General features: G+C 44.6%; 21 protein-coding genes. 17 read left to right on the plus strand and 4 right to left on the minus strand.

Translation table 11 applies throughout. The annotated features are described in order from the left end of the window. Nucleotides 1–58 precede the first annotated feature (58 nt). The 3 genes from dapD to map are packed head-to-tail and all read right to left on the minus strand — an operon-like array spanning nucleotide 59 to nucleotide 4,315. Nucleotides 59–883 (minus strand): 2,3,4,5-tetrahydropyridine-2,6-dicarboxylate N-succinyltransferase, encoded by an 825-nt coding sequence (gene dapD, locus C9I43_RS03780; protein WP_076496794.1) that lies wholly within the window; start codon nucleotides 881–883, stop codon nucleotides 59–61. A 21-nt stretch (nucleotides 884–904) separates the two neighbouring features. Continuing rightward, complete coding sequence (gene glnD / locus C9I43_RS03785; protein ID WP_107882209.1) at nucleotides 905–3,490, minus strand: bifunctional uridylyltransferase/uridylyl-removing protein GlnD; 2,586 nt, start codon at nucleotides 3,488–3,490, stop codon at nucleotides 905–907. A gap of 24 nt (nucleotides 3,491–3,514) precedes the next feature. Further along, complete coding sequence (map, locus tag C9I43_RS03790) at nucleotides 3,515–4,315, minus strand: type I methionyl aminopeptidase (RefSeq protein WP_107882211.1); 801 nt, start codon at nucleotides 4,313–4,315, stop codon at nucleotides 3,515–3,517. A 309-nt stretch (nucleotides 4,316–4,624) separates the two neighbouring features. Here map and rpsB point away from each other — a divergent pair, with 309 nt between their 5' ends. From rpsB to tilS, 17 genes are all read left to right on the plus strand, one after another. Further along, entirely contained in the window at nucleotides 4,625–5,353 is a 729-nt protein-coding gene (gene rpsB, locus C9I43_RS03795; protein ID WP_076496791.1) for a 30S ribosomal protein S2, read from the plus strand. A gap of 121 nt (nucleotides 5,354–5,474) precedes the next feature. Further along, nucleotides 5,475–6,326 carry a translation elongation factor Ts gene (tsf, locus tag C9I43_RS03800; protein WP_076496790.1) on the plus strand — a complete coding sequence of 284 codons (852 nt, stop codon included), beginning with the start codon at nucleotides 5,475–5,477 and terminating at the stop codon, nucleotides 6,324–6,326. Nucleotides 6,327–6,392: 66 nt separating this feature from the next. After that, nucleotides 6,393–7,130, plus strand: a complete 738-nt coding sequence (pyrH, locus tag C9I43_RS03805; RefSeq protein ID WP_107882213.1) for a UMP kinase — start codon at nucleotides 6,393–6,395, stop codon at nucleotides 7,128–7,130. Between the two features lie 21 nt (nucleotides 7,131–7,151). After that, nucleotides 7,152–7,709 carry a ribosome recycling factor gene (frr, locus tag C9I43_RS03810; RefSeq protein WP_076496788.1) on the plus strand — a complete coding sequence of 186 codons (558 nt, stop codon included), beginning with the start codon at nucleotides 7,152–7,154 and terminating at the stop codon, nucleotides 7,707–7,709. An 81-nt stretch (nucleotides 7,710–7,790) separates the two neighbouring features. After that, nucleotides 7,791–8,618, plus strand: a complete 828-nt coding sequence (gene uppS, locus C9I43_RS03815) for an undecaprenyl pyrophosphate synthase (protein WP_076496787.1) — start codon at nucleotides 7,791–7,793, stop codon at nucleotides 8,616–8,618. Between the two features lie 20 nt (nucleotides 8,619–8,638). Continuing rightward, entirely contained in the window at nucleotides 8,639–9,496 is an 858-nt protein-coding gene (locus C9I43_RS03820) for a phosphatidate cytidylyltransferase (protein ID WP_076496786.1), read from the plus strand. A 4-nt stretch (nucleotides 9,497–9,500) separates the two neighbouring features. Further along, nucleotides 9,501–10,691, plus strand: coding sequence for a 1-deoxy-D-xylulose-5-phosphate reductoisomerase (ispC, locus tag C9I43_RS03825; RefSeq protein ID WP_107882215.1), 1,191 nt, complete (start codon nucleotides 9,501–9,503; stop codon nucleotides 10,689–10,691). Between the two features lie 39 nt (nucleotides 10,692–10,730). Next, entirely contained in the window at nucleotides 10,731–12,101 is a 1,371-nt protein-coding gene (gene rseP / locus C9I43_RS03830; protein WP_107882216.1) for a sigma E protease regulator RseP, read from the plus strand. Nucleotides 12,102–12,132: 31 nt separating this feature from the next. Beyond that, complete coding sequence (bamA, locus tag C9I43_RS03835) at nucleotides 12,133–14,613, plus strand: outer membrane protein assembly factor BamA (protein ID WP_076496783.1); 2,481 nt, start codon at nucleotides 12,133–12,135, stop codon at nucleotides 14,611–14,613. Nucleotides 14,614–14,677: 64 nt separating this feature from the next. Beyond that, the gene (locus C9I43_RS03840) at nucleotides 14,678–15,175 is read left to right on the plus strand and encodes an OmpH/Skp family outer membrane protein (RefSeq protein ID WP_076496782.1); all 498 of its coding nucleotides are present in this window, start codon (nucleotides 14,678–14,680) and stop codon (nucleotides 15,173–15,175) included. Nucleotides 15,176–15,178: 3 nt separating this feature from the next. Further along, nucleotides 15,179–16,204, plus strand: coding sequence for a UDP-3-O-(3-hydroxymyristoyl)glucosamine N-acyltransferase (gene lpxD, locus C9I43_RS03845; RefSeq protein WP_107882220.1), 1,026 nt, complete (start codon nucleotides 15,179–15,181; stop codon nucleotides 16,202–16,204). Nucleotides 16,205–16,235: 31 nt separating this feature from the next. Next, entirely contained in the window at nucleotides 16,236–16,700 is a 465-nt protein-coding gene (fabZ, locus tag C9I43_RS03850) for a 3-hydroxyacyl-ACP dehydratase FabZ (protein WP_076496780.1), read from the plus strand. Next, complete coding sequence (lpxA, locus tag C9I43_RS03855; protein ID WP_076496779.1) at nucleotides 16,697–17,467, plus strand: acyl-ACP--UDP-N-acetylglucosamine O-acyltransferase; 771 nt, start codon at nucleotides 16,697–16,699, stop codon at nucleotides 17,465–17,467. Before fabZ ends, lpxA begins: the two co-directional genes overlap by 4 nt. A gap of 271 nt (nucleotides 17,468–17,738) precedes the next feature. Beyond that, nucleotides 17,739–18,914, plus strand: a complete 1,176-nt coding sequence (gene lpxB, locus C9I43_RS03860) for a lipid-A-disaccharide synthase (protein WP_076496778.1) — start codon at nucleotides 17,739–17,741, stop codon at nucleotides 18,912–18,914. Continuing rightward, entirely contained in the window at nucleotides 18,914–19,546 is a 633-nt protein-coding gene (rnhB, locus tag C9I43_RS03865) for a ribonuclease HII (RefSeq protein WP_107882222.1), read from the plus strand. The genes lpxB and rnhB overlap by 1 nt, the downstream gene beginning before the upstream one ends. A gap of 118 nt (nucleotides 19,547–19,664) precedes the next feature. Further along, on the plus strand, nucleotides 19,665–23,138 hold the full coding sequence (gene dnaE / locus C9I43_RS03870; RefSeq protein ID WP_076496776.1) for a DNA polymerase III subunit alpha: 3,474 nt from the start codon (nucleotides 19,665–19,667) through the stop codon (nucleotides 23,136–23,138). 41 nt (nucleotides 23,139–23,179) lie between these two features. Then, entirely contained in the window at nucleotides 23,180–24,613 is a 1,434-nt protein-coding gene (gene tilS / locus C9I43_RS03875; protein WP_107882224.1) for a tRNA lysidine(34) synthetase TilS, read from the plus strand. Between the two features lie 126 nt (nucleotides 24,614–24,739). Here the strand turns inward: tilS and dgcS are convergent, their stop codons facing one another. Further along, the gene (gene dgcS, locus C9I43_RS03880; protein WP_107882226.1) at nucleotides 24,740–25,630 is read right to left on the minus strand and encodes a diguanylate cyclase DgcS; all 891 of its coding nucleotides are present in this window, start codon (nucleotides 25,628–25,630) and stop codon (nucleotides 24,740–24,742) included. Between the last annotated feature and the right edge of the window lie 348 nt (nucleotides 25,631–25,978).

Genomic DNA, 25,978 nt, shown 5'->3' on the forward strand with positions numbered 1-25,978 from the left:
CAAAATCTTGGCATTTACACTTAAATTTATAATAAGTTAAGCGTGAGCAGTTCAATCATTAATCAACGATACGTAGTAACTCGTTAATACCAACTTTACTGCGTGTTTTTGCATCCACTTTTTTAACAATAATGGCAGCATAAAGACTGTATTTACCACAGGCTGACGGCAGGTTGCCCGACACAACGACAGAGCCAGCAGGGACGCGGCCGTAATGGACTTCACCCGTTTCGCGATCATAAATACGCGTACTTTGGCCAATATACACGCCCATTGAAATCACTGATCCTTCTTCAACCACAACGCCTTCAACAATCTCAGAGCGCGCACCGATAAAGCAGTTATCTTCGATAATCGTTGGGCCAGCTTGTAATGGCTCTAATACACCACCAATGCCAACACCACCGGATAAATGTACGTTCTTACCAATTTGTGCACATGAACCGACAGTCGCCCACGTATCAACCATAGTGCCTTCATCAACATAGGCGCCTAAGTTCACATAAGATGGCATCAATACGGTATTTTTACCGATAAACGATCCTTTACGCACAGTAGCAGATGGGACTACGCGAATGGCTTCTGCTTTAAAACGTGCTTCGTCATATTCGGCAAATTTTAATGGCACTTTGTCGAAGTATTTGGTTTCAGCACCATCAATGACCACGTTGTCAAAAATACGGAATGACAGTAACACGGCTTTCTTTAGCCATTGATGTACATGCCATTGTCCGTCGATTTTTTCGGCAACACGCACTTCGCCTCTGTCGAGCATATTGATAACATTTTGCACATCGTTGCGAATGCTGGCATCGACTGTGCTTGGTGTGATATCGGCGCGCGCTTCAAACGCTGCTTCAATACGTTGGCGTAAAGCCTCCATTTATTTCTCCCACTGGTTTCGTTAATTAACGGATTCGATATTTTTTACATCCAGGGCGCTGATTAACGCTTCCCTGAGGGTGTTTTCTTGATGTTCATTGAGCTGTAAACCTTCATTAGTCTGCAGCATAAAAAAATCTTCGGCACGTTCACCAATAGTGGTGATCTTGGCCGCGAGCAATGTTGTATTGCAACGGTAAAAGATATCACCGACTTTAGCCAGTAATCCTGGGCTATCTAAGGCAATAAGCTCCATCATACTGGTTCCTTGACGGCTACTTTTAAGGAAGCTTACTTGTGTTGGAACATGAAACGGCTTCATTTTACGTGATAGTTTTCTAAAACGTGGCAATTTTGGACTATCACTTGTCAGCGCTTTTTCAAGGGCTTTACGCACACTTTGAATACGCGATAGCTGACTAACAGGCTCACCATTTTGCTCTAAAATAACAAAGGTATCGAGTGCGTAATTGTCTTTTGAGGTCATGATGTTAGCATCATGGACAGTAATGTTTTTATTGTCGAGTACCGCCATCACAGTGGCGAACAATTTAGGCCTATCTTGGCAATAAACAAATAATTCGGTACCGCCGCGAGTGGCATGTTTTGAAACGAGCACTAAAGGTTCGTCGAATTGTTTGTGTTTTAAAATGGCTTCACCGTGCCAAGCCAGTTGATTTGGCTGGTGGCGTAAAAAGTAATCGGCTTTAAAGCGCTGCCATAAAATATCCAGATCTTTTTCTTTGAATCCACGGCGTAGTAATTCTTTTTTTGCCTTCGCTTGGGATTCGCGCACCCGGGCTCTAATGTCGACCGGCTTTTCTTTACCGCGAGCGAGTACTCTTTGGGTCGAAAAATATAAATCTCGCAGCAGCGAGCCTTTCCAGCTATTCCAGGTTTTTTCGTTGGTGGCGCAGATATCGGCTACGGTTAAGCAGTATAAATAACTTAAATGTACGGCATCGCGTACTTTGTTCGCAAAGTCGGCAACCACATCGGGATCAGAAATATCACGGCGCTGGGCGGTAATTGACATCACCAGATGGTTTTCAACTAACCAAGCGACTAAGCGGCCATCATGATCGTTCAAACCATGCAGTTTACAAAAGGCGAGGGCATCAACGCTGCCCAGCTTGCTATGATCACCGCCGCGGCCTTTGGCGATATCGTGAAAGATAGCGCCTAACACGAGTAAACCTTTCTTGGGTAATTGGTTGATAAGCACAGAGCCTAAGGGAAATTCTTCCTTTTGTTCCGCTTGTGAAAATCGTTCAATATTGAGCAGTAATCTGTGGGTATGTTCATCGACAGTATAAGCATGAAATAGGTCAAACTGCATTTGACCTTCAATATTGCGCCATGCCGGTAAATAGGCCGATAACACACCATGCTTATGCATTAAGGATAAGGCTACTATGCCGCGAGGATGGCGTAAAATCTCCATAAAGGCTTGGCGACAAAGAGGATTTTCCTGTAATGCCTGTGGCTGGGCGCGTCTAGCACGGCGCAGTGAACGTAGCGTTGGCGCGTAAATACTCTTGATGTTGGAGTTTTTAGCTACTAATAAAAACAGTCTAACAATTTCTTCACTACTATCGAATAGATCGTCGCTTAAGGCTTCAATGAAGGTGCCACGGCGTTGGTAGTGTTTGTCTATTGATTGGATTTCAAGTGCTTTTGTTTGGCCTAATGTGGCGCGCTTAAATAGCTGCAACAGCATTTCGTTTAGCTCCATCACTCGGCGAACCGTGCGATAGTAGCGTTTCATCATTTGTTCGACGGCAAGCTGAGTCGCATCTTCATAACCCATAAGCTCTGCTACTTGACGTTGTACATCAAACAGTAGGCGATTTTCATCGCGACCTGCTGTCATGTGCAGGGCAAAACGTAGGGTCCATAAAAAGGACTGGCATTCGAGCAGCTCTTCTAGTTCAGCGGGCTCTAAAAAGTCGTATTGGACTAATTCTTCAAGACGCGCGGCACCAAAATGGCGCATAGCCACCCAAGCTATCGTTTGGATATCCCGCAGGCCACCGGGGCAACTTTTGATATTGGGCTCAAGGTCGAAGGCACTGGCTCTGGCATGACGGGCATTTTGCTCATCACGTTTAGCGATAAAAAAGTCACTCGATGTCCAAAAGTCACCTTGGCGAATGGCATCATAAAGTCTGTCAAACAGGGATTCAGTACCAGTTAAAAAGCGGGCTTCAAGTAAATTAGTGGCAATCGTGACATCGACTCGTCCTAAGCTAAGTGTGTCTTCTAAGGTGCGAACACTGTGGCCAATCTCAAGGTTTGCATCCCATAAAAAGGCGATGAATTGACTGAGGGCATTTTCAGCATCTGCACATAAGCTGTTATCGTAAAGGAAGAGTAAATCGATATCTGAATGAGGGTGTAATTCGCCGCGACCATACCCACCTACTGCAATCAGCGCGATATCAAATTTATTGAGCCCAAGTTGGGCCCAAACGTGCTTGACAAGGGAATCGACAAACTGACAGCGCTGCAAGACCAGTTCAACAATTGGAGCCTTTGCTTGAAAACGGGCGAGCAAGGCTTGGTTTTGTTCGATAAGTGCTTGTTTAGCCAGTAGCGCTGTGTTCATTTAGTCCCTTGTTATTGCCATGTATTAATGGTTGATAATTCGTGGAAAATCTTCTTCATTACGCAGTGTGAGCACTTCAACGCCTTTGTCTGTTACCAGTAAAGTGTGTTCCCACTGGGCAGAGTTTTTACCATCAGAGGTTGTTACCGTCCACTTATCCTCACGATCGAGTATGGTGGTGTGCCGACCCGCATTGATCATTGGTTCAATGGTGAAACACATGCCAGGACGTAAAATCGTGTTATCACCATTGCGATAATGCATGACCTGCGGTTCTTCATGAAACCCCGATCCAATACCATGGCCACAATAATCTTGCACGATAGAGTATTTCTCAAGGCCTGTTTTGCTGGCTTTGATGAATTTTTCGATAGTATTGCCAATTTCGCCCAGTTTTAGGCCCGGACGAACCTTACGAATTGCTAAGTACAGGCTTTCTTGGGCAATACGACATAAACGCTTATCTTTTGGACTGACTTCACCAATAAGAAACATTTTTGAGGTGTCGCCGTGGTAACCGTCTTTAATGACAGTGATATCGATATTAAGAATATCGCCTTCTTTCAATGGCGGATTATCGTTGGGAATACCGTGGCAAATAACATTATTGACCGAAGTACAGATAGATTTAGGAAATCCATGGTAATTAAGTGGCGCAGAAATGGCGCCTTGTTCTTGCGTATATTGGGCGCAAATATCATTGAGTTCGTTGGTGGTTACGCCAGGTTTTACATAAGGGGCGATCATTTCCAATACGTCGGCAGCCAGTTTACCCGCAGCCCGCATTTTCTCAATTTCTTCAGCTGTCTTAATGACGATACTCATTGCGTTTTCTCTTCTGTCTTAAATGTTCGGTGGCGGCGCAATCTAACGCAAAAATTTGTGCTTTAGAGCTATTTATGGTATAAAGCGCGCCGTTATGTTTAAGTCTTGATGGATTGTCCTCGCCAGCTTTATGCTCAGCTTTGGATGGTAGCAAGACTAAATATTGCGGCCATTATACATGGCAATTTGTCTAAATACTAAATCACACACGTATCGACACATTCTTCGGGGTGCCCTAAGTGGTTATATAAGGGGTCGAAGACATGGGATGCGTGGAGGTCTAACCCCCTAAATTTTAAGGTAATAGAAATGACTACAGTTTCAATGCGCGATATGCTTCAGGCCGGTGTCCACTTTGGTCACCAAACCCGTTACTGGAACCCAAAAATGAAGCCATTCATTTTCGGTGCTCGCAACGGTGTTCACATTATCAACCTTGAGCATACAGTGCCAATGTTCAATGAAGCCCTTGCTTTCATCAGCAACGTAGCTTCAAAGAAAGGTAAAGTATTATTCGTTGGTACTAAGCGTGCTGCTGGCGAAGCGATCAAAGAATCTGCTTTGTCTTGTGATCAGTTTTATGTTGATCACCGTTGGTTAGGCGGCATGCTGACTAACTGGAAAACAGTTCGTCAGTCAATCAAACGTCTGAAAGAGCTGGAAGTACAGTCAGTAGACGGTACTTTCGACAAGCTGACCAAGAAAGAAGCGCTGATGCGTACTCGTGAGCTTGAAAAGCTAGAAAAATCTTTAGGTGGTATTAAGAACATGGGCGGCCTGCCAGACGTATTATTCGTCATCGGTGCTGACCATGAGCATATCGCGATTAAAGAAGCTAACAACCTGGGTATCCCTGTTGTTGCAGTTGTTGATACTAACTCTGCGCCAGATGGTGTTAATTACATCGTTCCTGGTAACGACGACGCTATGCGTGCTATCCGTCTGTACACTTCTTCTGTTGCTGCTGCTGCGAAAGCTGGCCGTGGTCAAGATTTGGCTGTTCAAGCTGAGCAAGACGGTTTCGTAGAAGCCGAATAATAATAAGGCGCGATGATTATCATCACCCTTATTAACCAAGTTTTTTGATTGGTTAACAGGGGCCATTGTGCCCCTGTTTTATATCTGCAAATTAGTCGATTTTTTTATAGAGGATTTAACAATGGCAATTACTGCTGCCCAAGTTAAAGAACTGCGCGACCGTACTGGCGCAGGCATGATGGATTGTAAAAACGCACTGACAGAAACTGACGGCGACATGGAGTTAGCAATTGACAACATGCGTAAGTCTGGTGCTGCCAAGGCTGCTAAAAAGGCCGGTAATATCGCGGCTGACGGCACAATTCTAATTAAGAATGGCGAAGGTTTCGCTGCACTGTTAGAAGTTAACTGCCAAACAGATTTCGTAGCTAAAGATTCAAACTTCTTAGGTTTTGCTAATGCAGTATTAGATGTTGCTGCAGCGTCTAAAGTGACTATCGAAGACTTAAAAGCACAGTTTGAAGATGCCCGTGTTGCATTAGTGACTAAAATCGGTGAAAACATCAACATTCGTCGTGTTGAATATATCGATGGTGCTAACCTTTCTTCTTACCGTCACGGTGAGCGTATTGGTGTTGTTGTTGCTGGTAATGCTGACGAAGAAACATTAAAGCATATCGCAATGCACGTTGCGGCTTCTAAGCCTGAATTCGTTAATCCAGAAGATGTTCCTGCAGATTTAGTGGCAAGAGAGCGTACTCTGCAAATCGAAATTTCAATGAACGAAGGCAAATCTGCTGAGATCGCTGAAAAGATGGTTGCTGGTCGTATGAAGAAGTTTACTGGTGAGATTTCTCTTACTGGCCAAGCTTACATCATGGAACCAAAGAAAACTGTTGGCGAATTCTTGAAAGAGAAAGGCGCTACAATCACTAACTTCGTTCGTTTAGAAGTCGGTGAAGGTATTGAGAAAAAAGAAGAAGATTTCGCAGCTGAAGTTGCTGCTCAAATCGCTGCTTCTAAAAAGGCTTAATAGCCTACGCTAAATACCCCAAGACCGCGGCAATAGCTGCGGTCTTGTTATACCAGGATAAAAATTATGAGCACCAATCCAAAACCCGCATTTAGACGCATTCTTCTCAAATTAAGTGGCGAAGCGCTGATGGGCGACGAAGGCTTCGGCATCGACCCTAAAGTGTTAGATCGCATGGCTCAAGAAGTAAAAGAGCTGGTTGAACTGGGTATTCAGGTGGGCGTAGTTATTGGTGGTGGTAATCTGTTTCGCGGTGAAGGCCTGGCAAAAGCGGGTATGAACCGTGTGGTGGGCGATCACATGGGTATGCTGGCAACGGTTATGAACGGCTTAGCCATGCGTGACGCCTTACACCGTGCCTATGTTAATGCTCGTCTGATGTCAGCTATCCCATTAAAGGGTGTGTGTGACGACTATAACTGGGCTGAAGCAATAAGCTTGCTAAAATCTGGCAGAGTGGTTATTTTTGCTGCCGGTACGGGGAATCCATTTTGCACCACCGACTCAGCGGCCTGTTTACGCGGCATTGAAATCGAAGCTGAAGTTGTGCTGAAAGGCACAAAAGTCGATGGTGTATACTCCGAAGACCCAATGAAGAATCCAGATGCTGTTAAGTATGATGAAATGACTTACACAGAGATTCTGGAAAAAGAATTAAAAGTAATGGACTTAGCGGCCTTTACTATGGCGCGAGATCATGACATGCCTATTTTAGTCTTCAACATGAATAAGCCAGGCGCGCTACGCCGCGTTATTATGGGTGAAGAAGAAGGCACATTGATCAGAGCGAAAAAAGTTATTTAATGACCAAGAAGGACATTTAACGTGATTGAGAACATTAAGAAAGATGCGCAAGAACGCATGGGTAAATGTGTAGACGCGACTAAAAATCAAATGGCGAAAGTGCGTACGGGTCGTGCTCATCCAAGCCTGCTTGATTCTATTCAAGTGTCTTACTACGGCACGATGACACCGCTAAACCAAGTGGCAAACGTGGGTATTGAAGATTCTCGTACGCTATCGGTAACCGTGTTTGACCGTAGCGCTATTCAAGCCGTTGAAAAAGCGATTATGAGCTCAGATTTAGGTTTGAACCCTATGTCAGCAGGGGCCACTTTACGTATTCCATTGCCTTCTCTGACTGAAGAACGTCGTAAAGATTTCATTAAAGTGGTACGTAACGAAGCTGAAAACGGTCGTGTTGCCATTCGTAACGTGCGTCGTGATGCAATTTCTGAAGTTAAAAAACTTGAGAAAGCTAAAGCGTGTACTGAAGATGATGTTCGCCGCAGCGAAGAAGAAGTGCAAAAATTCACCGATGCTCACATTAAAAAGATTGATGAAATTTTAGCGGCCAAAGAAATTGAGTTGATGGAAGTCTAATCTCAGTTCGAGAAGCTAGAGTTGATGCGCCGTGTAGGGGTATACTACACGGCGTTTGTCTATTTTAAAGGGCTGTATTAAATGTCATCCACAGTGGAACTTGATCCGTACCCTAGATCAAATGAGAGCAATTTATGCACTCAAACGACCTTGCCTGGACAATTGCCCGAACTGGTTAACCAGTTGTTACCCAAACACGTTGCCATTATTATGGATGGCAATGGACGCTGGGCTCAACTCCAAGGTAAACCACGCGTCATGGGACATAAGGCCGGTGTTAAGGCCGTGAGACGAGCCGTCAGTACGGCAAGCCTACTAGGAATTGAATCGCTAACCTTGTTTGCATTTTCTAGCGAGAATTGGCGTCGACCTGACAAAGAAGTTAGCTTGTTGATGGAGTTGTTTTTTACTGTGCTGCAGCGTGAAATTAAGTTGCTGCATAACAACCAAGTTAAGCTCAATATTATTGGCGATATTAGCCGTTTTTCTGTGCGCCTACAAAAACAAATCGCTACTGCTCAAGAGAAAACATCCGGCAATACTGGCTTGATTCTAAATGTTGCAGCTAACTATGGTGGCCGTTGGGACATACTTCAAGCGGCACAAAAATTAGCACAAAAGGTCGAAACTGGTGAAATGAACAGCAGTCAGTTCACCGAAGAAGCCTTAAGTGAACATTTGTGCATGCAAAATCAGAGTGAAGTTGATTTAATGATCCGCACTGGCGGGGACTGCCGCATTAGTAATTTTTTACTGTGGCAGGCAGCTTATGCTGAATTGGTGTTTACCGACACCCTTTGGCCTGATTTTGATGAACAGGCTTTTCATGAGGCGATTGCCATTTTTGCAAGTCGTCAGCGTCGCTTTGGTTTGACTGGAAGTCAGATAGATGAAATGCGCGCATTGTAAAATCGCATGAGGGATTTTTTTTGCTAAAACAACGAATAATAACAGCAGTTTGGTTAATTCCATTAGTCTTGGGTGCGATATTTATCCTCCCACCGAATTATTTTGCTTGGGCATTAGTTGCCGTGTTCCTCATTGCAGCAAAAGAATGGGGAAGAATTATTGATAGTCAGTGTGACGTCACCCAATGGAGCTTTACCTGCACAATCGGAATCCTGTTGATTGCCATCAATCTCATTGTTCCAACCGAAGCAGTTTGGCTGAGCAATCAGTTACATCCTATTTATTTGGCGATCCTTTATATTGGTGCATTGTGGTGGGTCGTCTCATTGTTTTTAGTGGTGACTTATCCTAAAAGCGCGGCGTTTTGGCAAAAAAATCCGATGTTTAAGTCGATGTTTGGCCAGTTAACATTAGTGCCTTGTTTTGTCGCACTAATAGCGCTTAAGTCTATTAGTTCGCAAGCCTCAGCGTATTTCGGTCCCATTTTAGTACTGCTGGTTATGTTGGTTGTATGGGCCGCTGATTCTGGTGCTTATTTTGTTGGTAAAGCGATAGGTAAAACTAAACTGATGCCGGCGGTAAGTCCCGCGAAGACCCTTGAGGGCTTACTTGGAGGTTTAGTGACGACTATGCTAGTGGTTGCTGGCGTGATGTATTACTCTCCAGAACAAGAACTCGGCTTAGTGGTTGCTGTGACCTTATTTGTTGCCTTAGTTTCAGCACTCGGTGATTTATCTGAGAGTATGTTTAAGCGTGCGGCTTGCATTAAAGATTCTGGCACTATTTTACCCGGTCATGGTGGTGTGCTCGACCGCATCGACAGTCTAACAGCAGCTTTGCCAGTGTTTACCTTGATCTACATTGTATTCTGGATGTAACGCTATGCAAAATATGGTGATATTAGGGGCTACCGGTTCTATTGGAGCCAGTACCTTAAGCGTGATTTCGGTTAATCCATCGGCTTATTGTGTTTATGGATTAGTGGCTAATACTAGCGTAGATAAGATGCTCGCTTTGTGCGTGGCACATCGGCCGAAAGTAGCACATATGATGGATGAGGCAGCTGCAAAGCAGTTACGTGCTGCTTTACCGTCTGCGCTTAATATCAAAGTCACCACTGGCATGAACGATTTACTCGGTTTAGTCACGGCGGCTGAAGTCGATACTGTGATGGCCGCGATTGTTGGCGCGGTGGGACTAGTGCCCACGCTAGAAGCCGTTAAAGCGGGCAAACGGATATTATTGGCCAACAAAGAAGCTTTGGTGATGTCGGGTGAGTTATTTATCGAGGCGACCAAGCGTTCTGGTGCAGTGCTCTTACCTGTTGATAGTGAGCATAATGCTATTTTTCAGTGTTTACCCCAAGAAGTTCAGGCTAATTTAGGTCGTTGTGATTTAACTGCATCAGGTATCTCACATATTTTATTAACGGGCTCTGGTGGTCCGTTTTTGCATTCAGATCTTGCAACGCTTGGGGCTATGACGCCAGCTCAAGCGTGTAAACATCCTAATTGGTCGATGGGACCTAAAATATCTGTCGATTCTGCCACTATGATGAATAAGGGCTTAGAGTTTATTGAGGCGCGCTGGTTGTTTAATACTGGGACTGAGCAACTTAAAGTCGTTATTCATCCGCAAAGCGTTATCCATTCTATGGTGCAATACCGCGATGGGTCAGTCATTGCTCAGATGGGGAACCCCGATATGCGTACACCCATTGCCCACTGTATGGCTTATCCGCAAAGAATTCACTCCGGTGTTGAACCTTTAGATTTTTTCAAAGTCGGACAGTTAAGCTTTTGTGAACCTGACTTTAATCGTTTTCCCTGTTTAGCATTGGCCATGGAGGCATGCGTCCAAGGCCAAGAGGCAACAACCGTATTAAATGCGGCCAATGAAATAGCAGTTGAGGCTTTTTTGCAGGGACAAATAGGTTTTACGCAAATTGCCAAAGTGAATGAAGCGTGTTTGGTGACAGTGCCTAAACGGCCAATGGCGAGCATAGAAGATATTTTAGCACTAGACGCTCAAACCCGCGTTTATGCACGTGAAACATTAACAAGCATAACTTAGCTATAGCTGAGTGATTTAATCAAGGATGTAAGGAGTGGGATGTTAGATTTTTTATGGAACTTGGGTTCTTTCATCGTTGCATTGGGTTTGCTCATTACCGCCCACGAGTATGGCCACTTCTACGTTGCACGTCGTTGCGGCGTTAAAGTCGAACGTTTCTCCATTGGCTTTGGTAAGGCGATTTGGCGTCGGGTTGGTAAAGACGGTACTGAGTATGTGTTAGCCATGATCCCGCTAGGTGGTTATGTTAAAATGCTCGATGAGCGTGTTGAAGAGGTTCCTGAGGAATTAAAACACCAAGCATTTAATCGCAAAACAGTATGGCAGCGCATTGCGATTGTGGCCGCGGGACCAATAGCGAATTTTATTTTTGCTATTGCTGCTTTATATTTGATGTATTTAATAGGTGTGCCGTCGCTTAAGCCCGTTATTACATCGACAATACCTGAAACGTCTGCCGCGCAAATTCAAGTTACAGAGCCTATGCTAATTACCGCGATTTCGGGTCAAGCCGTGCGTAATTGGGAGGAAGTCAATTTAGCCTTAGTAGGACACATCGGCGATGATAGCGTGAGCGTATCGTTGACGCCTTTAAACGGTTTGCAGGGACTTGATTCTAATGATAAAACCTATCAACTCGATACGCGTAATTGGCATTTTGACCCAGAGAAAGAATCCCCAATAACGGCTTTAGGCTTAGGTATTTATCGTCCCGAAATTGTGCCTACCGTTGCGGCAATTAGTCCTGATAGCGCTGCTGCAAATAGCGAGCTAAAAGTGGGGGATACCTTAGTCGCGATAAATGGTGAAAATTATACCGATTGGCAGGCTTTTGTTGACATTATTCAACATTCTGCCAATGTGCCTGTGAGTTTAACTGTGCGTCGTAATGGTGAACAATTTAACCTAACAGTGACACCGTTAAGCAGTAAAAATGCGAATGGTCAACAAATCGGCGTGCTTGGTGTGAGCCCAACACAAGCACAATGGCCAGACAATATGCGTTTACAACTTGAATATGGACCAATCGATTCTTTTGGCATTGCAGCGGATAAAACATGGCAACTCGTTGCTGTGAGCTTTAAGATGATTGGCAAATTATTTACCGGCGATGTGTCGGTGAAAAACCTGAGTGGACCTATTTCAATCGCACAGGGTGCGGGCAGTAGTGCAAACTATGGCTTGGTCTATTTTCTCGGGTTCCTCGCGCTCATCAGCGTCAATTTAGGCATCATTAATTTGCTGCCTTTACCTGTGCTCGATGGGGGACACTTGCTGTATTACTTTATTGAAGTAATAACTGGTAAACCTGTATCTGAAAAGGTGCAGGAAATAGGATTCAGGTTTGGGGCAGCGATATTGCTGATGTTGATGAGCATTGCGCTTTTCAATGATTTTGCCCGACTCTGAGCAAGGACAGACTAATAATTAGAAGTGCTCTATGAGATTGAATAAACTTTTTGCCTCGATGTTATTCGTCGGTGCGTCGTTTTCAGGGACTGTGTTGGCTGATACTTTCCAACCGTTTGAAGTGACCGACATCCAAGTTGAAGGTTTGCAGCGAGTTGCACTCGGTGCTGCCCTATTAAGCTTACCAGTAAAAGTAGGTGACACTGTTGACCAGTTAAGAGTGCAACAAGCCATTAAAAGCTTGTATGCCTCGACTAACTTTGAAAATGTGACTGTGAGCCGAGATGGCGGCGTATTAGTGGTGAAAGTCACTGAACGTCCCACGATTAGCGCAGTGACATTTGATGGCAACAAAGACATTAAAGACGAACAGTTACAAGAAAGTCTGGATGGTTCTGGCGTTAAAGTCGGTGAATCACTCGATCGCACTATGTTGACCGGTATTGAAAAAGGTCTGCAGGATTTCTACTATGGCGTGGGTAAATACGGCGCGAAAGTAGAAGCACAAGTGATCAATTTACCGCGTAATCGGGTAGAGCTTAAATTTAAGTTCACCGAAGGTTTAGCGGCCGAAATTCGCCAAATTAACGTGGTCGGTAATCATGAGTTCACTGATGCCGAGCTGATTGGCATGCTAGAACTTAAAGATTACGTGGCTTGGTGGGATTTGTTTGGTGAGCGTCGTTATCAGAAGCAAAAATTGCAGGCTGATCTTGAGACCATCAAAACCTACTATCATAACAAAGGTTATATCCGCTTTGAGGTCACCTCGACTCAAGTAGCGATGACACCTGATCGAAAAGGTCTTTATATCACTATCAACGTGAATGAAGGTGAAAAATATAAAGTTAAAGCTGTCAACTTGACTGGCGATTTGATGGGCCGTGAAGAGTTGATGCAATCAATTCTGCCAATCAAGACTGGTGATATGTACAACGGCGGTGATGTTACGTTTACCGAAGAAATGTACAGCAAATATCTAGGCCGTTTCGGTTATGCCTACCCAGAAGTTAAAACTTACCCTGAAATTGATGATAAGACGAAAGAAGTCACCTTAAACATCAACATTAAACCCGGTAAGCGTGTTTATGTTCGCGCCATTAACTTCACTGGTAATACCGTTACTAAAGATGAAGTGATGCGTCGTGAATTGCGCCAAATGGAAGGGGCTTGGTTAAACTCCGCGCAAGTTGAGCAATCGAAAGCACGATTAAATCGTTTAGGCTTTTTTGAAACCGTTGATACTGAAACGATTCAAGTGCCAGGCACGGATGATTTAGTTGATATCGCGGTTAAAGTAAAAGAGCAACCATCAGGCTCCTTTAACGCGGGTGTAGGATATGGTACTGAGTCAGGACTTAGCTTGCAGTTTGGTGTACAGCAGAGCAACTTCTTAGGCACAGGCAATCAAGCGGGTATTAGCATGAGTACTAACAAGTACTCTAAAAACGTTAACTTGTCTTATACCGATCCGTACTGGACCAAAGATGGCGTTAGTTTAGGTGGGAGTGTTTATTGGAGTGAATTTGACGCCAATGAAGCCAACTTAGAACGTTATAAAAACAGTTCTTACGGCGTTGCGCTGAACTCGGGTTTCCCCATCAATGAATACAACCGTATTAATGGTGGCATAGGTTATCGTCATAACACGATTTCAGAAATATCAGCCTATGAGCAAGCATTGCGTTTTTATAATATTTATCGCGCTGATGATCCTGATGCTGACTTAAGTTTTGATAACTTTGAACTGAGTTTAGGTTGGTCCCGTAGTACGTTAAACCGTGGAACTTTCCCAACAGATGGTTCATCACAGCGTTTGAATGGCAAGATGACAGTGCCTGGATCGGATTTACAGTACTTTAAGACCGATTTTGACACTAACTACTATTTCCCTGTTAACCGTAGTCATAGCTTTGTGCTCTTGGCTCGTGGTCGCTTAGGCTATGCTAATGGCTATGGTCAGTATAATGACAACGACCAAATATTACCGTTCTGGGAAAACTATTACTCAGGCGGTAGCAGCTCACTGCGTGGCTTTAAGTCTAACTCAGTTGGACCACGTTCATTCTATCTCTATCGAGGTAGTGAACCATGTGCACCGGATCCATCAGGCGATGGTTGTAGCTTACCGGGCGATCCTAACAGTATTAGCGTAAGTTCTGGCCGTTCTATTGGTGGTAACGCAATTGCAACTGCGAGCATGGAGTTGATTGTACCTACACCATTCTTAGATGAAGCTTACTCGAACTCTGTACGTACCAGTCTCTTCTTGGATGCGGGTAACGTTTGGGATACCGAGTTTGATTTAGATCAGTATCAAACGCTTCCTGCTGAAGAGTTTGCTAAGTTGCAAGATTACAGCGATCCAGAGCGTCTGCGTGCATCATGGGGCCTTAGTGTACAGTGGTTGTCACCTATGGGACCTATGGTGTTTAGCTTAGCCTGGCCGCTTAAAGAATATGAAGGCGATCAGACAGAGATCTTCTCTTTCAATATTGGCAAAACTTTTTAAAAAGCATACACTCGGCAGGTTTTGCTGATAATAACAAGGTAACAAGGAGTTTATTTTGAAAAAGATGGTAAATCGCGCGCTGATGACGTTAATTTTGCTAGGCGCGCCATTAGTGGCACATGCTGAGAAAATTGCTGTAGTGGATATGGGCGCTGTGTTTGAACAGCTTCCACAACGTGAACAGATCTCTCAATCTCTGAAGAAAGAGTTTGGCGATCGCATGGCTAGTGTGCAGAAAATGCAAGAAGAAATGCGTTCTCTCATGGAGAAGCAGCAACGTGACGGTGCATTGATGAATGATGCGCAAAAAACGGAACTGGTTCGTAAAATGGAATCGCTAAAATCAGAGTATCAGTTAAAAGGCAAAGCATTGGACGAAGATTTACGTCATCGCCAGGGTGAAGAGCAAAATAAACTGTTAGAAAAGGTTCAGAAAGCCATCAACATTATCGCTGAAAAAGACCAATATGATTTGGTATTGCAACGTGGTGCTGTTATTTATGTCAAGTCTAACGCTGACATCAGTAGCAAAGTGGTTGAAGCCTTAAGCAAAGGCAAGTAATAGATGAAAAGTGTGACTTTAAAAGAGCTAAGTCTGCTACTTGATGGTGATATTCAAGGTGACGAAACGTTGTTTTTTAATAGCGTAGCGACTTTGGAACATGCCAAGCCGGATCAAATCTCTTTTTTAGCCAACAGTAAATATCGCTCTCAGCTTGAGATGACTCAAGCGGGAGTGGTGTTATTGTCAGCTAAAGATGCGCAGGATTTCCAAGGTACTGCGTTAATTGTAAAAGATCCCTATGTGGCTTTTGCCCGTGTAGCTCAATATTTAGATACCACGCCTAACGCGGCGGAGGGTATTCATGCATCAGCACAAATTGACTCGTCAGCCCATTTAGGTGAAGGCGTTGCTATTGGTGCGAATGCGGTGATTGGGGCCAATGTAATTCTTGGTGAAAATGTGCAAATTGGTGCTGGCTGCGTAGTCGGTCAAGATGTCGTTATTGGTTCTGAAACTCGTTTATGGGCCAATGTCACTGTCTACCATGATGTGCAGCTAGGACAAGATTGTATTATCCATTCTGGCACGGTATTGGGCTCAGATGGTTTTGGTTATGCCAATGAACGTGGTCAGTGGATTAAAATTCCGCAGATAGGCGGCGTTCGTATCGGCGATCGGGTTGAGATTGGTGCTAATTCAGCGGTAGATCGCGGTGCATTAGGTAATACAGAGATACACAATGGTGTGATCATTGATAACCTAGTACAAGTTGCCCATAACGTCATTATTGGCGAAAATACCGCAATCGCAGGCTGTACCACGATTGCAGGCAGTGTCACCATAGGTAAATATTGTATTATTGGTGGTAGTAGTGCCATCGCAGGTCATTTGAGCATTGCCGATGGCGTGCATGTATCTGGTGCGACTAATATTACCAGTACCATGCGTGAGCCGGGGTTATACTCTTCTGCTACTGTGGCTATGGACAATAAACTTTGGCGTAAAAACACAGTTCGTTTCCGTCAGTTAGATGAACTGTTTCAACGTGTTAAAACGTTGGAAAAAAATTTAAAAACACCAGATTAATTGCTCCAGAGCAATTTGAGGAACTCGGTTCGTGTCTAATCAAATGAACACTATGGATATTAAAGAAATTCTTCAATATCTACCCCATAGATATCCATTTTTATTGATTGATCGTGTGCTAGATTACACCCCAGGTGTCAGTCTGCATGCGATTAAAAATGTTTCAATCAATGAGCCGTTTTTTCAGGGACACTTCCCCGTACAACCGGTAATGCCCGGCGTGCTTATTTTAGAAGCGATGGCGCAAGCAACAGGGTTACTTGCGTTTAAAACCATGAGTGATGATGTACCACCTCCTGGTGTTTTGTATTACTTTGCCGGCATCGACAATGCGCGTTTTAGACGCGTAGTTGAACCTGGTGATCAAATTCATTTTGAAGTGAAAATGATTAAAGAGCGCCGTGGTATAGGTGTTTTTCATGGTGAAGCTAAAGTCGATGGTGAAGTAGTGTGCTCCGCTGAAATTATGTGTGCCCGCAGAGAGATTAGTCAGTGATAGATACATTAGCGTTTGTTCATCCCGATGCGAAAATTGGTAATAATGTCACGATTGGTCCTTGGACCTACATAGGTGCAGGTGTTGAAATCGGTGATGATTGCTGGTTAAGCTCGCATGTGGTTGTTAAAGGCCCAACGGTTATTGGTAAAGGAAATCGTATTTTCCAATTCGCTTCAGTGGGCGAAGAATGCCAAGACAAAAAGTACGCCGGCGAACCTACACGATTGATCATGGGTGACAATAACGTCATCCGTGAACATGTAACCATCCATCGCGGAACCGTGCAAGATAACAGTGAGACTCGTATCGGCTCGAATAATCTGTTCATGAACTATGTACATATTGCCCATGACTGTGTGGTCGGGGACAATGTGATTATGTCTAATAACGCTTCTATCGCAGGTCACGTACATGTGGGTGACTGGGCTATTTTAGGCGGTATGACTGGCGTGCATCAGTTTGTGCATATTGGTGCCCATGCGTTTACTGCAGGTTGTTCTTTAGTGCTGCAAGATGTACCTCCTTTTGTGATGGCTGCGGGTCAACCGACTATTCCGCGTGGTTTAAATAGCGAAGGCATGAAGCGTCGTGGTTTTTCTAAAGAGAGCCAATTGGCAGTGCGCCGTGCTTATAAAACCTTATATCGCAGCAGTTTAACTGTTGAAGAGGCGATTGATGCGTTAACGGAAGATGCACAGAACGATGAGCAAGTGAAATTGTTCGTTGAATTTGTAAAATCCTCGGGTCGCGGCATTATTCGCTAACTTGACGATTGCATCGCAAACAAAAGGGCATTTAATGCCCTTTTGTATTATAAGCTTAAGCTTTTTTATGGTAAGAAATGTGTATCTTGAGATGTACTCATATCTAGTTATGCTCAATCAAAATGCACTTATCAATTAATGAGCTTAACCATGGCGAATTTACCCCGTTATTATTCAATTATATAGGGGTAAACGTGGGCTTGGATGAGGCGTCGTAGGCTAAATACCGATAATCATCCGATATCATTACTTTATGAGACATGATTGGTTTATGAGCAATAAAACTCCATTAGTGTTTGCTATGGTCGCCGGAGAGCTTTCGGGCGATATTTTAGGTGCTGGTTTAATTACTGCACTACAAAAGATACACCCCGATGCACGCTTTGTTGGTATTGGTGGTCCGCGTATGGAAGCCCTTGGCTTTCAATCTTTGTTCGCGATGGAAGAACTCGCAGTGATGGGGATTGTTGAAGTTCTGTCGTGCTTACCTCGTTTATTAAAAATTAGGGCATCACTGATAAAAGACATCACGGCACTTAAGCCTGCTTGTTTTATTGGTATTGATGCGCCCGATTTTAATATTGGTTTAGAACTTAAACTTAAAGTACGTGGCATTAAGACCGTTCATTATGTGAGCCCGTCAGTATGGGCATGGCGCCCAAAACGTATCTTCAAAATCGCCAAGGCCACTAACATGGTGTTGTCGCTGTTGCCCTTTGAAAAAGCTTTTTACGATCAGCATCAGGTGCCCTGTACCTTTGTCGGCCACACCTTAGCTGACGATATTCCACTGCAAAGCGATAAAGCGGCTGCTCGTGCATTGCTCGGGCTTGATGCCGATGCTGAGTATTTAGCGATACTGCCCGGTTCCCGCGGTGGTGAGCTAAAGCAATTGGCAGAACCTTTTGTGAAAGCAGCTTTGTTAATTAGACAAAATTTCCCTGACATACGTTTTGTCACGCCGTTGGTGAATCAAAAGCGTCGTGAGCAATTTGAGCAAGCGCTGAAGGATTTTGCCCCAGATCTTGAAATCCATATGATTGAAGGTCAATCGCGCGAAGTCATGGCCGCCGCTGATGGAATTTTATTGGCCTCTGGCACTGCGACTTTAGAGGCTATGCTGGTTAAACGTCCTATGGTGGTGGCTTATCGCGTCAGCCCGATAACTTATGCTATTGCTAAACGTATGATGCAGGTCGAACGTTTCTCTTTACCCAACTTACTCGCTGGAAAAGAGCTTGTACCAGAGTTAATTCAAGAAAATTGCACGCCAGAGAAAATTGCTGCAGCGGTCACCCTTGAGTTAAATCGCGATTTTGGGCCACTAAAGGCCGAGTTTGAAGCTATGCATCAAATGTTACGTTGCGATGCGAGCTTAAAAGCCGCTGAGGCTGTCATGGCATTGGTTGAGATAAAGCCTGCGGTTAAATCGCATGAGGTTAATTAGTGGCAACGTTTAAAAGTTTAACTGAAGCTGATTTATTAGCCTTTTCAACCGGATTAATTGCCGGAGTGGATGAAGTCGGCCGTGGCCCCTTAGTTGGTGATGTCGTCACTGCTGCGGTGATTTTGGATCCATATCGGCCCATTGTTGGACTGAATGATTCGAAAAAACTCACTGAGAAGCGCCGCGAGGTCCTATTTGATGAGATTTGCACTAAAGCGCTGTGTTATAACGTTGGACGTGCCAGTCCTGCTGAAATCGATGAGCTTAATATTCTACACGCCACCATGCTGGCGATGCAGCGCGCAGTCGCTGGCCTCAATATAGCGCCTGAGCTTGTACTTGTGGATGGTAATCGCAGCCCTGTATTTTTGGCCCATAATGGTGCAGGGCTCACTAGTCATAGCATTATTAAAGGTGATGGCTTAATTGCCAGTATCAGCGCGGCTTCAATCATCGCCAAAGTGACGCGGGATCGCGAGATGGACCTGCTTGACGCCGCTTATCCACAATACGGCTTTGCTAAGCATAAAGGGTACCCGACCAAGGCGCATTTTGAGGCTATCGCTGAACATGGCGTGTTTGACCAATACCGTAAAAGTTTTAAACCCGTTAAGGCAATATTAGATCGCTAGCGTGTGCTTTTAACGCGATAGCCTCTGTTATCAAGCAAAGTCACTGGCTCTGGCTGCGTGACTTTGCTAGTCTGCTTTTTAGTTATCGTTAACCTGCTATTCAAAGATAATCCTAATTATGTCCGATCCTCGTTTTGTACATCTACGTGTCCACAGTGATTACTCCATGACCGATGGCGTGGCCAAGGTCAAGCCTATTTTGGCGCAGGTAGAAGCGCATGGCATGGCTGCTGTTGCTTTGACAGACCAAAACAACTTTTGTGGTTTAGTGAAGTTTTACAGTGGTTGCCATGGCTCGGGGATAAAACCAATTATCGGCGCCGACTTTTGGATGCAGGTACCCGGATTTGAAGGCGAATTGTGTGCCTTGACCATTATTGCGATGAATAATGTTGGTTATCAGAATTTGACCCAAATAATTAGTCAGGCTTATTTACGAGGTCAAGTGGCGGGGCGAGTGGTGATCGACCAAGAGTGGTTACTCACTTATAACGAAGGTATTTTACTGTTATCGGGCGCAAAAGAGGGGGATGTTGGCAAAGCGCTACTCAAGGGTAATAGTACGCAAGTTGAATCTTTATGTACGTTTTACCAGACTCATTTCACCGATCGCTATTTTCTTGAGCTTATCCGTACCGGTCGCGCCGATGAAGAGCGTTATTTACACATGGCGGTGGGTTTAGCACAGGAGAAGGGCATCCCCGTGGTAGCAACCAATCAGGTGGTGTTCCTTAAACCTGAAGATTTTGACGCCCATGAAATTCGCGTTGCAATCCACGATGGTTTTACCCTTGCCGATCCGCGTCGTCCTAAAAAGTATAGTGAACAGCAGTACTTACGTAGCGAAGAAGAAATGTGCGCGCTATTTGCCGATATTCCAATGGCGCTGGCGAACAGTGTTGAAATTGCTAAGCGTTGCAATGTAACGATCCGTTTATACGAATATTTTTTGCCTAATTTTCCAACGGGCGATATGTCTATCGAAGACTTTCTGGTCGACTGTTCGAGAAAGGGCCTTGAAGAACGACTCGAGTTTTTATTCCCAGAACCGCAGGTACGCGTCGAAAAACGGGGTGAGTACGATGAGCGGCTGGACATTGAGCTCAAAGTGATTAACCAGATGGGGTTCCCTGGTTACTTCTTGATCGTAATGGAGTTCATCCAATGGGGTAAAGATAACGGCATCCCTGTTGGGCCAGGTCGTGGTTCAGGCGCGGGCTCACTCGTGGCCTATGCGCTTAAAATCACTGACTTAGACCCACTTGAATTTGATTTGTTGTTCGAGCGATTTCTCAACCCAGAGCGGGTATCAATGCCCGATTTTGACGTCGATTTTTGCATGGATAGACGTGATGAAGTGATTGATCACGTGGCCGAGTTGTACGGCCGCGAAGCGGTATCGCAAATCATCACCTTTGGGACTATGGCGGCAAAAGCAGTTATCCGCGATGTGGGCCGTGTGCTCGGCCATCCTTATGGTTTTGTTGATCGGATTTCAAAATTAATTCCCCCTGAGCCCGGGATGACACTCGCCAAAGCCTTTGAGGTTGAGCCAGCGCTACAAGAATCTTATGATGGCGATGAAGATGTAAAAGATCTTATCGACATGTGTCGTAAGCTTGAGGGCGTAACTCGTAACGCGGGTAAACACGCGGGCGGCGTGGTGATAGCTCCGACTAAAATCACTGATTTCGCGCCACTTTATTGCGATGCAGAAGGCAAAAACCCTGTCACCCAATTTGATAAAAATGACGTTGAAACCGCAGGATTAGTTAAGTTTGACTTCTTGGGATTAAGAACCCTGACAATTATCGACTGGGCACTAGAGATGGTGAACAAGGTCGAAGTGAAAAATGGTCGACCACCTGTGCGTATCGAAGCGATTCCACTCACGGATCAGGCATGTTTTCGTCTGTTAAAAAAATATGAAACGACTGCGGTATTTCAGCTTGAATCCCGTGGGATGAAGGATTTGATTAAACGTTTACAGCCCGACTGTTTTGAAGACATGATTGCCCTCGTAGCACTATTTCGTCCAGGGCCGTTGCAATCGGGCATGGTTGATAACTTTATCGAACGTAAGCATGGCCGCGAGAAAGTCTCTTACCCCGATGCTGAGTATCAACACGAGTCACTTAAAGAGCTGTTATCGCCGACCTACGGCATTATTCTGTATCAAGAACAGGTTATGCAGATAGCGCAGGTGCTATCGGGTTATACCCTTGGCGGCGCTGATATGCTCCGCCGCGCTATGGGTAAGAAAAAGCCCGAAGAAATGGCTAAGCAGCGTGGTACCTTCAAAGAAGGTGCGATCAATAACGGTGTCGACGGCGACTTGTCGATGAAGATTTTCGACTTAGTAGAAAAATTTGCTGGCTACGGTTTTAACAAATCTCACTCTGCCGCTTATGCACTGGTTTCTTATCAAACTTTATGGCTTAAAACTCACTATCCTTCGCAGTTTATGGCGGCAGTAATGTCGGCCGATATGGACAATACCGATAAAATTGTCACCTTGGTCGATGAATGTGAACGCATGGGTTTACCGTTAATTCCGCCTGATGTGAACAAAGGCTTATTTAAATTCACCGTCGATGATGATCTGCGCATAGTATATGGTATCGGTGCAATTAAAGGCGTAGGTGAAGGTCCGGTTGAATCGATTTTAGAAGGGCGTAAAGACGGTCCTTTTATTGATTTATTCGATTTTTGTGCCCGTATCGATTTGAAAAAACTCAACAAACGCGTGATTGAAAAGCTGATCTGCGCCGGTGCTTTAGACTCCCTTGGACCGCACCGCGCCTCTATGATGGCAACCTTACCCGAAGCGATTCGCGCCGCCGATCAACATGCGAAAGCCGAGGCCATTGGTCAACACGATATGTTTGGTTTGCTCAATAGCGAACCCGAAGACAGTAAGCAACAGTTTGTTGAATGTGCACCTTGGCCAGATAAAATTTGGCTTGAAGGTGAGCGTGAAACCTTAGGTTTGTATTTGACGGGTCATCCGATCAATCAATATTTAAAAGAGCTTAAGCATTACACCTCTGGCCGTTTGAAAGACGTGCATCCCACAGAGCGAGGTAAAACGGCTAAAGCGGCGGGTTTAGTGGTGGCAACGCGAGTTATGTTGACCAAGCGTGGCTCGAAAATGGGGCTGTTGACGCTTGATGATAAAAGCGCTCGTCTTGAAATTATGTTGTTTACCGAGGCGTTTGAGAAGTTTAATCATCTGCTAGAAAAAGATCGCATCCTGATTTGTGAAGGAGAAGTGAGCTTTGATGATTTCGCCGGCGGCAACCGTATGACGGCGCGTAATATTATAGATATCAGTGAGGCGCGCAGCCACTTTGCCAAGGCGCTAGAAATTGATATGGATGGCAGTGAGTTAACCCCATCAGCTCTTGATATCTTCGAGCAAGCCTTAAGCCCGTGGCGTAACGGTGCTGTCCCTGTGGTGATCAACTACACTCAAGCCCAAGCCAAAGGTCAGTTTAGACTCGCTGATACTTGGCGGGTGAACCCGACCGATGACTTGATGCTATCGCTTGAATCGCTCCTTGGGCCGAACAAGGTAAGAATATTATTCTAATGCGGTCAAATATCTTAAGTAAATACAGATGAAGTTAACCTATGCCGACTCAGTTTGATGCTCCATTGCTAGCGGTTGATCTTAGCGCGCATATTAGCGCCTTTTTGACGGCGCAGTCGTTAGCGCCTGACTGCAAGTTAGTGCTGGCTTACAGTGGTGGGGTAGATTCTGAAGTCTTAGCCTATGGTTTAAGTCAGTTTGCACAGCAACATCCCGAGTTTAATTATCAGCTGATATATGTGCACCATGGCCTAAGTGATAATGCAGACATTTGGGCGCAGCATTGTATTGCGCGTGGGCAGCATTATGGCTTGCCTGTAATCGTTGAGCGCGTAAGCGTCAATCGTGGCCCAAGGTTAAGCCTTGAAGCCGAAGCGCGTAAAGTACGTTATCAAGCCATTGAGCAGCATTTAACTGCAAATGATGTGTTGTTGACTGCGCATCACGAAGACGATCAGCTCGAAACTATCTTATTAGCGCTCAAACGTGGGCAGGGCCCTAAAGGTTTAGCGGCCATGGGACAAGTGCAAGCGTTAGTGCAGGGCAAGCAGTTGCGACCTTTACTGGATATCAGTCGCGAGCACATTGAGGCCTATGCCAAACAGCAAGGTTTAGTGCATATCGAAGATGAAAGTAATCAAGATGATAAATTCGATCGTAATTTTTTACGTTTAGAAATTATTCCGCGCTTAAAAGCACGTTGGCCGAGTATCGCTACGACCGCAAGTCGCAGTGCTGCATTGTGCGCTGAGCAACAGGCCACGCTGGATTTGCAGGTGAGTGAACGTTTACCTATGTGGTTAACTGTGGCTCCTTACCATGCACAAACCGTATTTAAACTTGATAGCTTTGCCGAACAATCAGTGGATTGGCAGGCGTTACTTTTACGCGGCTTTATTCAATCCCAAGGTTTTGCTTTGCCCTCAAAGGTGCAACTTAATCAGATTATCGTTCAGCTTCTTACCGCAAAGGATGATGCTAAAGTACATCTGCGTGTGGGCGAGTGTGTAATACGCCGTTTTGCCAATCAAGTGTATTTATTTAAATATCAGAGCTACAAGCATTGCAATATGCCATTAAATTGGGTGCTTTCTGACGATGTTCTCGTGCCGTTATTGCAACAAGAGCGCACTGAGTTAGTGGTAACTCCCAAAGGGGGATTTTATGATGCTAACATTCGGTTCAGTATTACAAGTCAAGGGCCTAGAGCTCGGTTACCTCTACCAGATGAAGTGGTCAGCGTGCGCTATCAACTTGCGGGGCAGTTTCGTTGCCATCCCCATTTGCGTGATAAAGGCCGCGAATTAAAAAAATTATGGCAAGAATTTGCTGTTCCACCTTGGATGCGTGAAAAGATAGGTTTCGTGTTTTATGGTGAGGAACTCGTGATGGCGATTGGGCTATGGGTAGAAAAGAATTTCAGTGTGGAGTCAAATGAGCTTGGCTTGCAGGTAGATAGGGAAATATTGGTTTAATCAAATCTGTTAGTAATGAGGTAAAGCGAGTAAAAAGATGAATGACAGCGCGTCAGTTTGATATAAAGCTTTACTGTTACGCGCTGCGAGTGAATTTTCGCATCTCATTTGGCATCCCTGCGCGTATTAAACGAGTTGATTTTGGCTGAGTTTAAAGCAATTGCGTCCTGCTGCTTTGGCTTGATACAGTGCTTTATCAGCGAGTTCATAAAGCTGTTCAGCCTCGATGGTATCGTGTGATTCTGCGGCGCCTAAACTGCAACTAACCCCAAATTGATTGAAACTAGGATGTTGATTAATGGTCACAACAATCCGTTCACACAATAAGCTAGTGGCATGAATATCCCCTTGCACAATAATGACAAACTCGTCTCCACCGATACGAAAGGCTTGATCCGTATTGCGAATAGTCGACTGAATAATATTGCCAAACTCCTTTAGAATATAATCACCACACTTATGGCCAAACCTATCATTAAGTTGCTTAAAGTTATCCAAATCTAACACTATGAGTGCAACAGGGCCTTGTTTTCTATGGGCTCTTGCAATCGCCGTTGTTAAACTTTGGCTGTAGTAGTGCCGATTCCCTAAGCCGGTTAACGAATCAAACATGGCTTGTTTCGACATTTCCTCATATTGCATGGCATTTAATAACGGCTGTAATAACAGCGGCTCCATTTCTTGCATATCAGAGGTTTGTGACGGCGTGAGCGGTGTCAGTAACTGATACTGAATATGCAATGTTTGACCTGCAAGAATCAGTTGGCGCTTAACGGTAATACCATAACGTTTACCCCAGCTTAATTTATATTGGCCATAGGTTAAGCGCGCACCTTGGATCGGCAAATGTTGTCCCAGTATATTGCCATAGCAGGCAAAGACTGTCCTTGGATCTAAACTAGCGTGCAGTTGTTGGATCGTTTGTATTAAGTCCAATGGGTTATTGTTGGAACTATAATTCGCTATTTGATAGCGATATTCGTCTGGATATAGCTCGGTGGCTAGGCCAAAATCCATCATCATCACTCCCGTTAATGTCAGTGCGATACACCTTTAAATGATCCACAGCAAATATTGTGCCGCAATGTTCACTACTGTAACTAGTCCTTGATAGTCATTGAGTTAAGGCTCCACTCTATTTTGAATCACGAGTTATATTTTGACATGGCAGTATTTTGACAGACGCTGTCGAGCACAATAAGCATATTACTTTTCAAACAAATCCTTGGGGACGACATCTAATCCGCTTCCCTGAAGGGATTTGAGCTTTGCTTTGAATGATGTTTTAGCCACGGATAATAGTCACTGATTTATAGGCGAATAGCACATTGATGATGTTTGTAAGTTGTGTAATCGATAAAAAGA

This window comes from Shewanella morhuae (assembly GCF_003028295.1).
GTDB lineage: Bacteria > Pseudomonadota > Gammaproteobacteria > Enterobacterales > Shewanellaceae > Shewanella > Shewanella morhuae.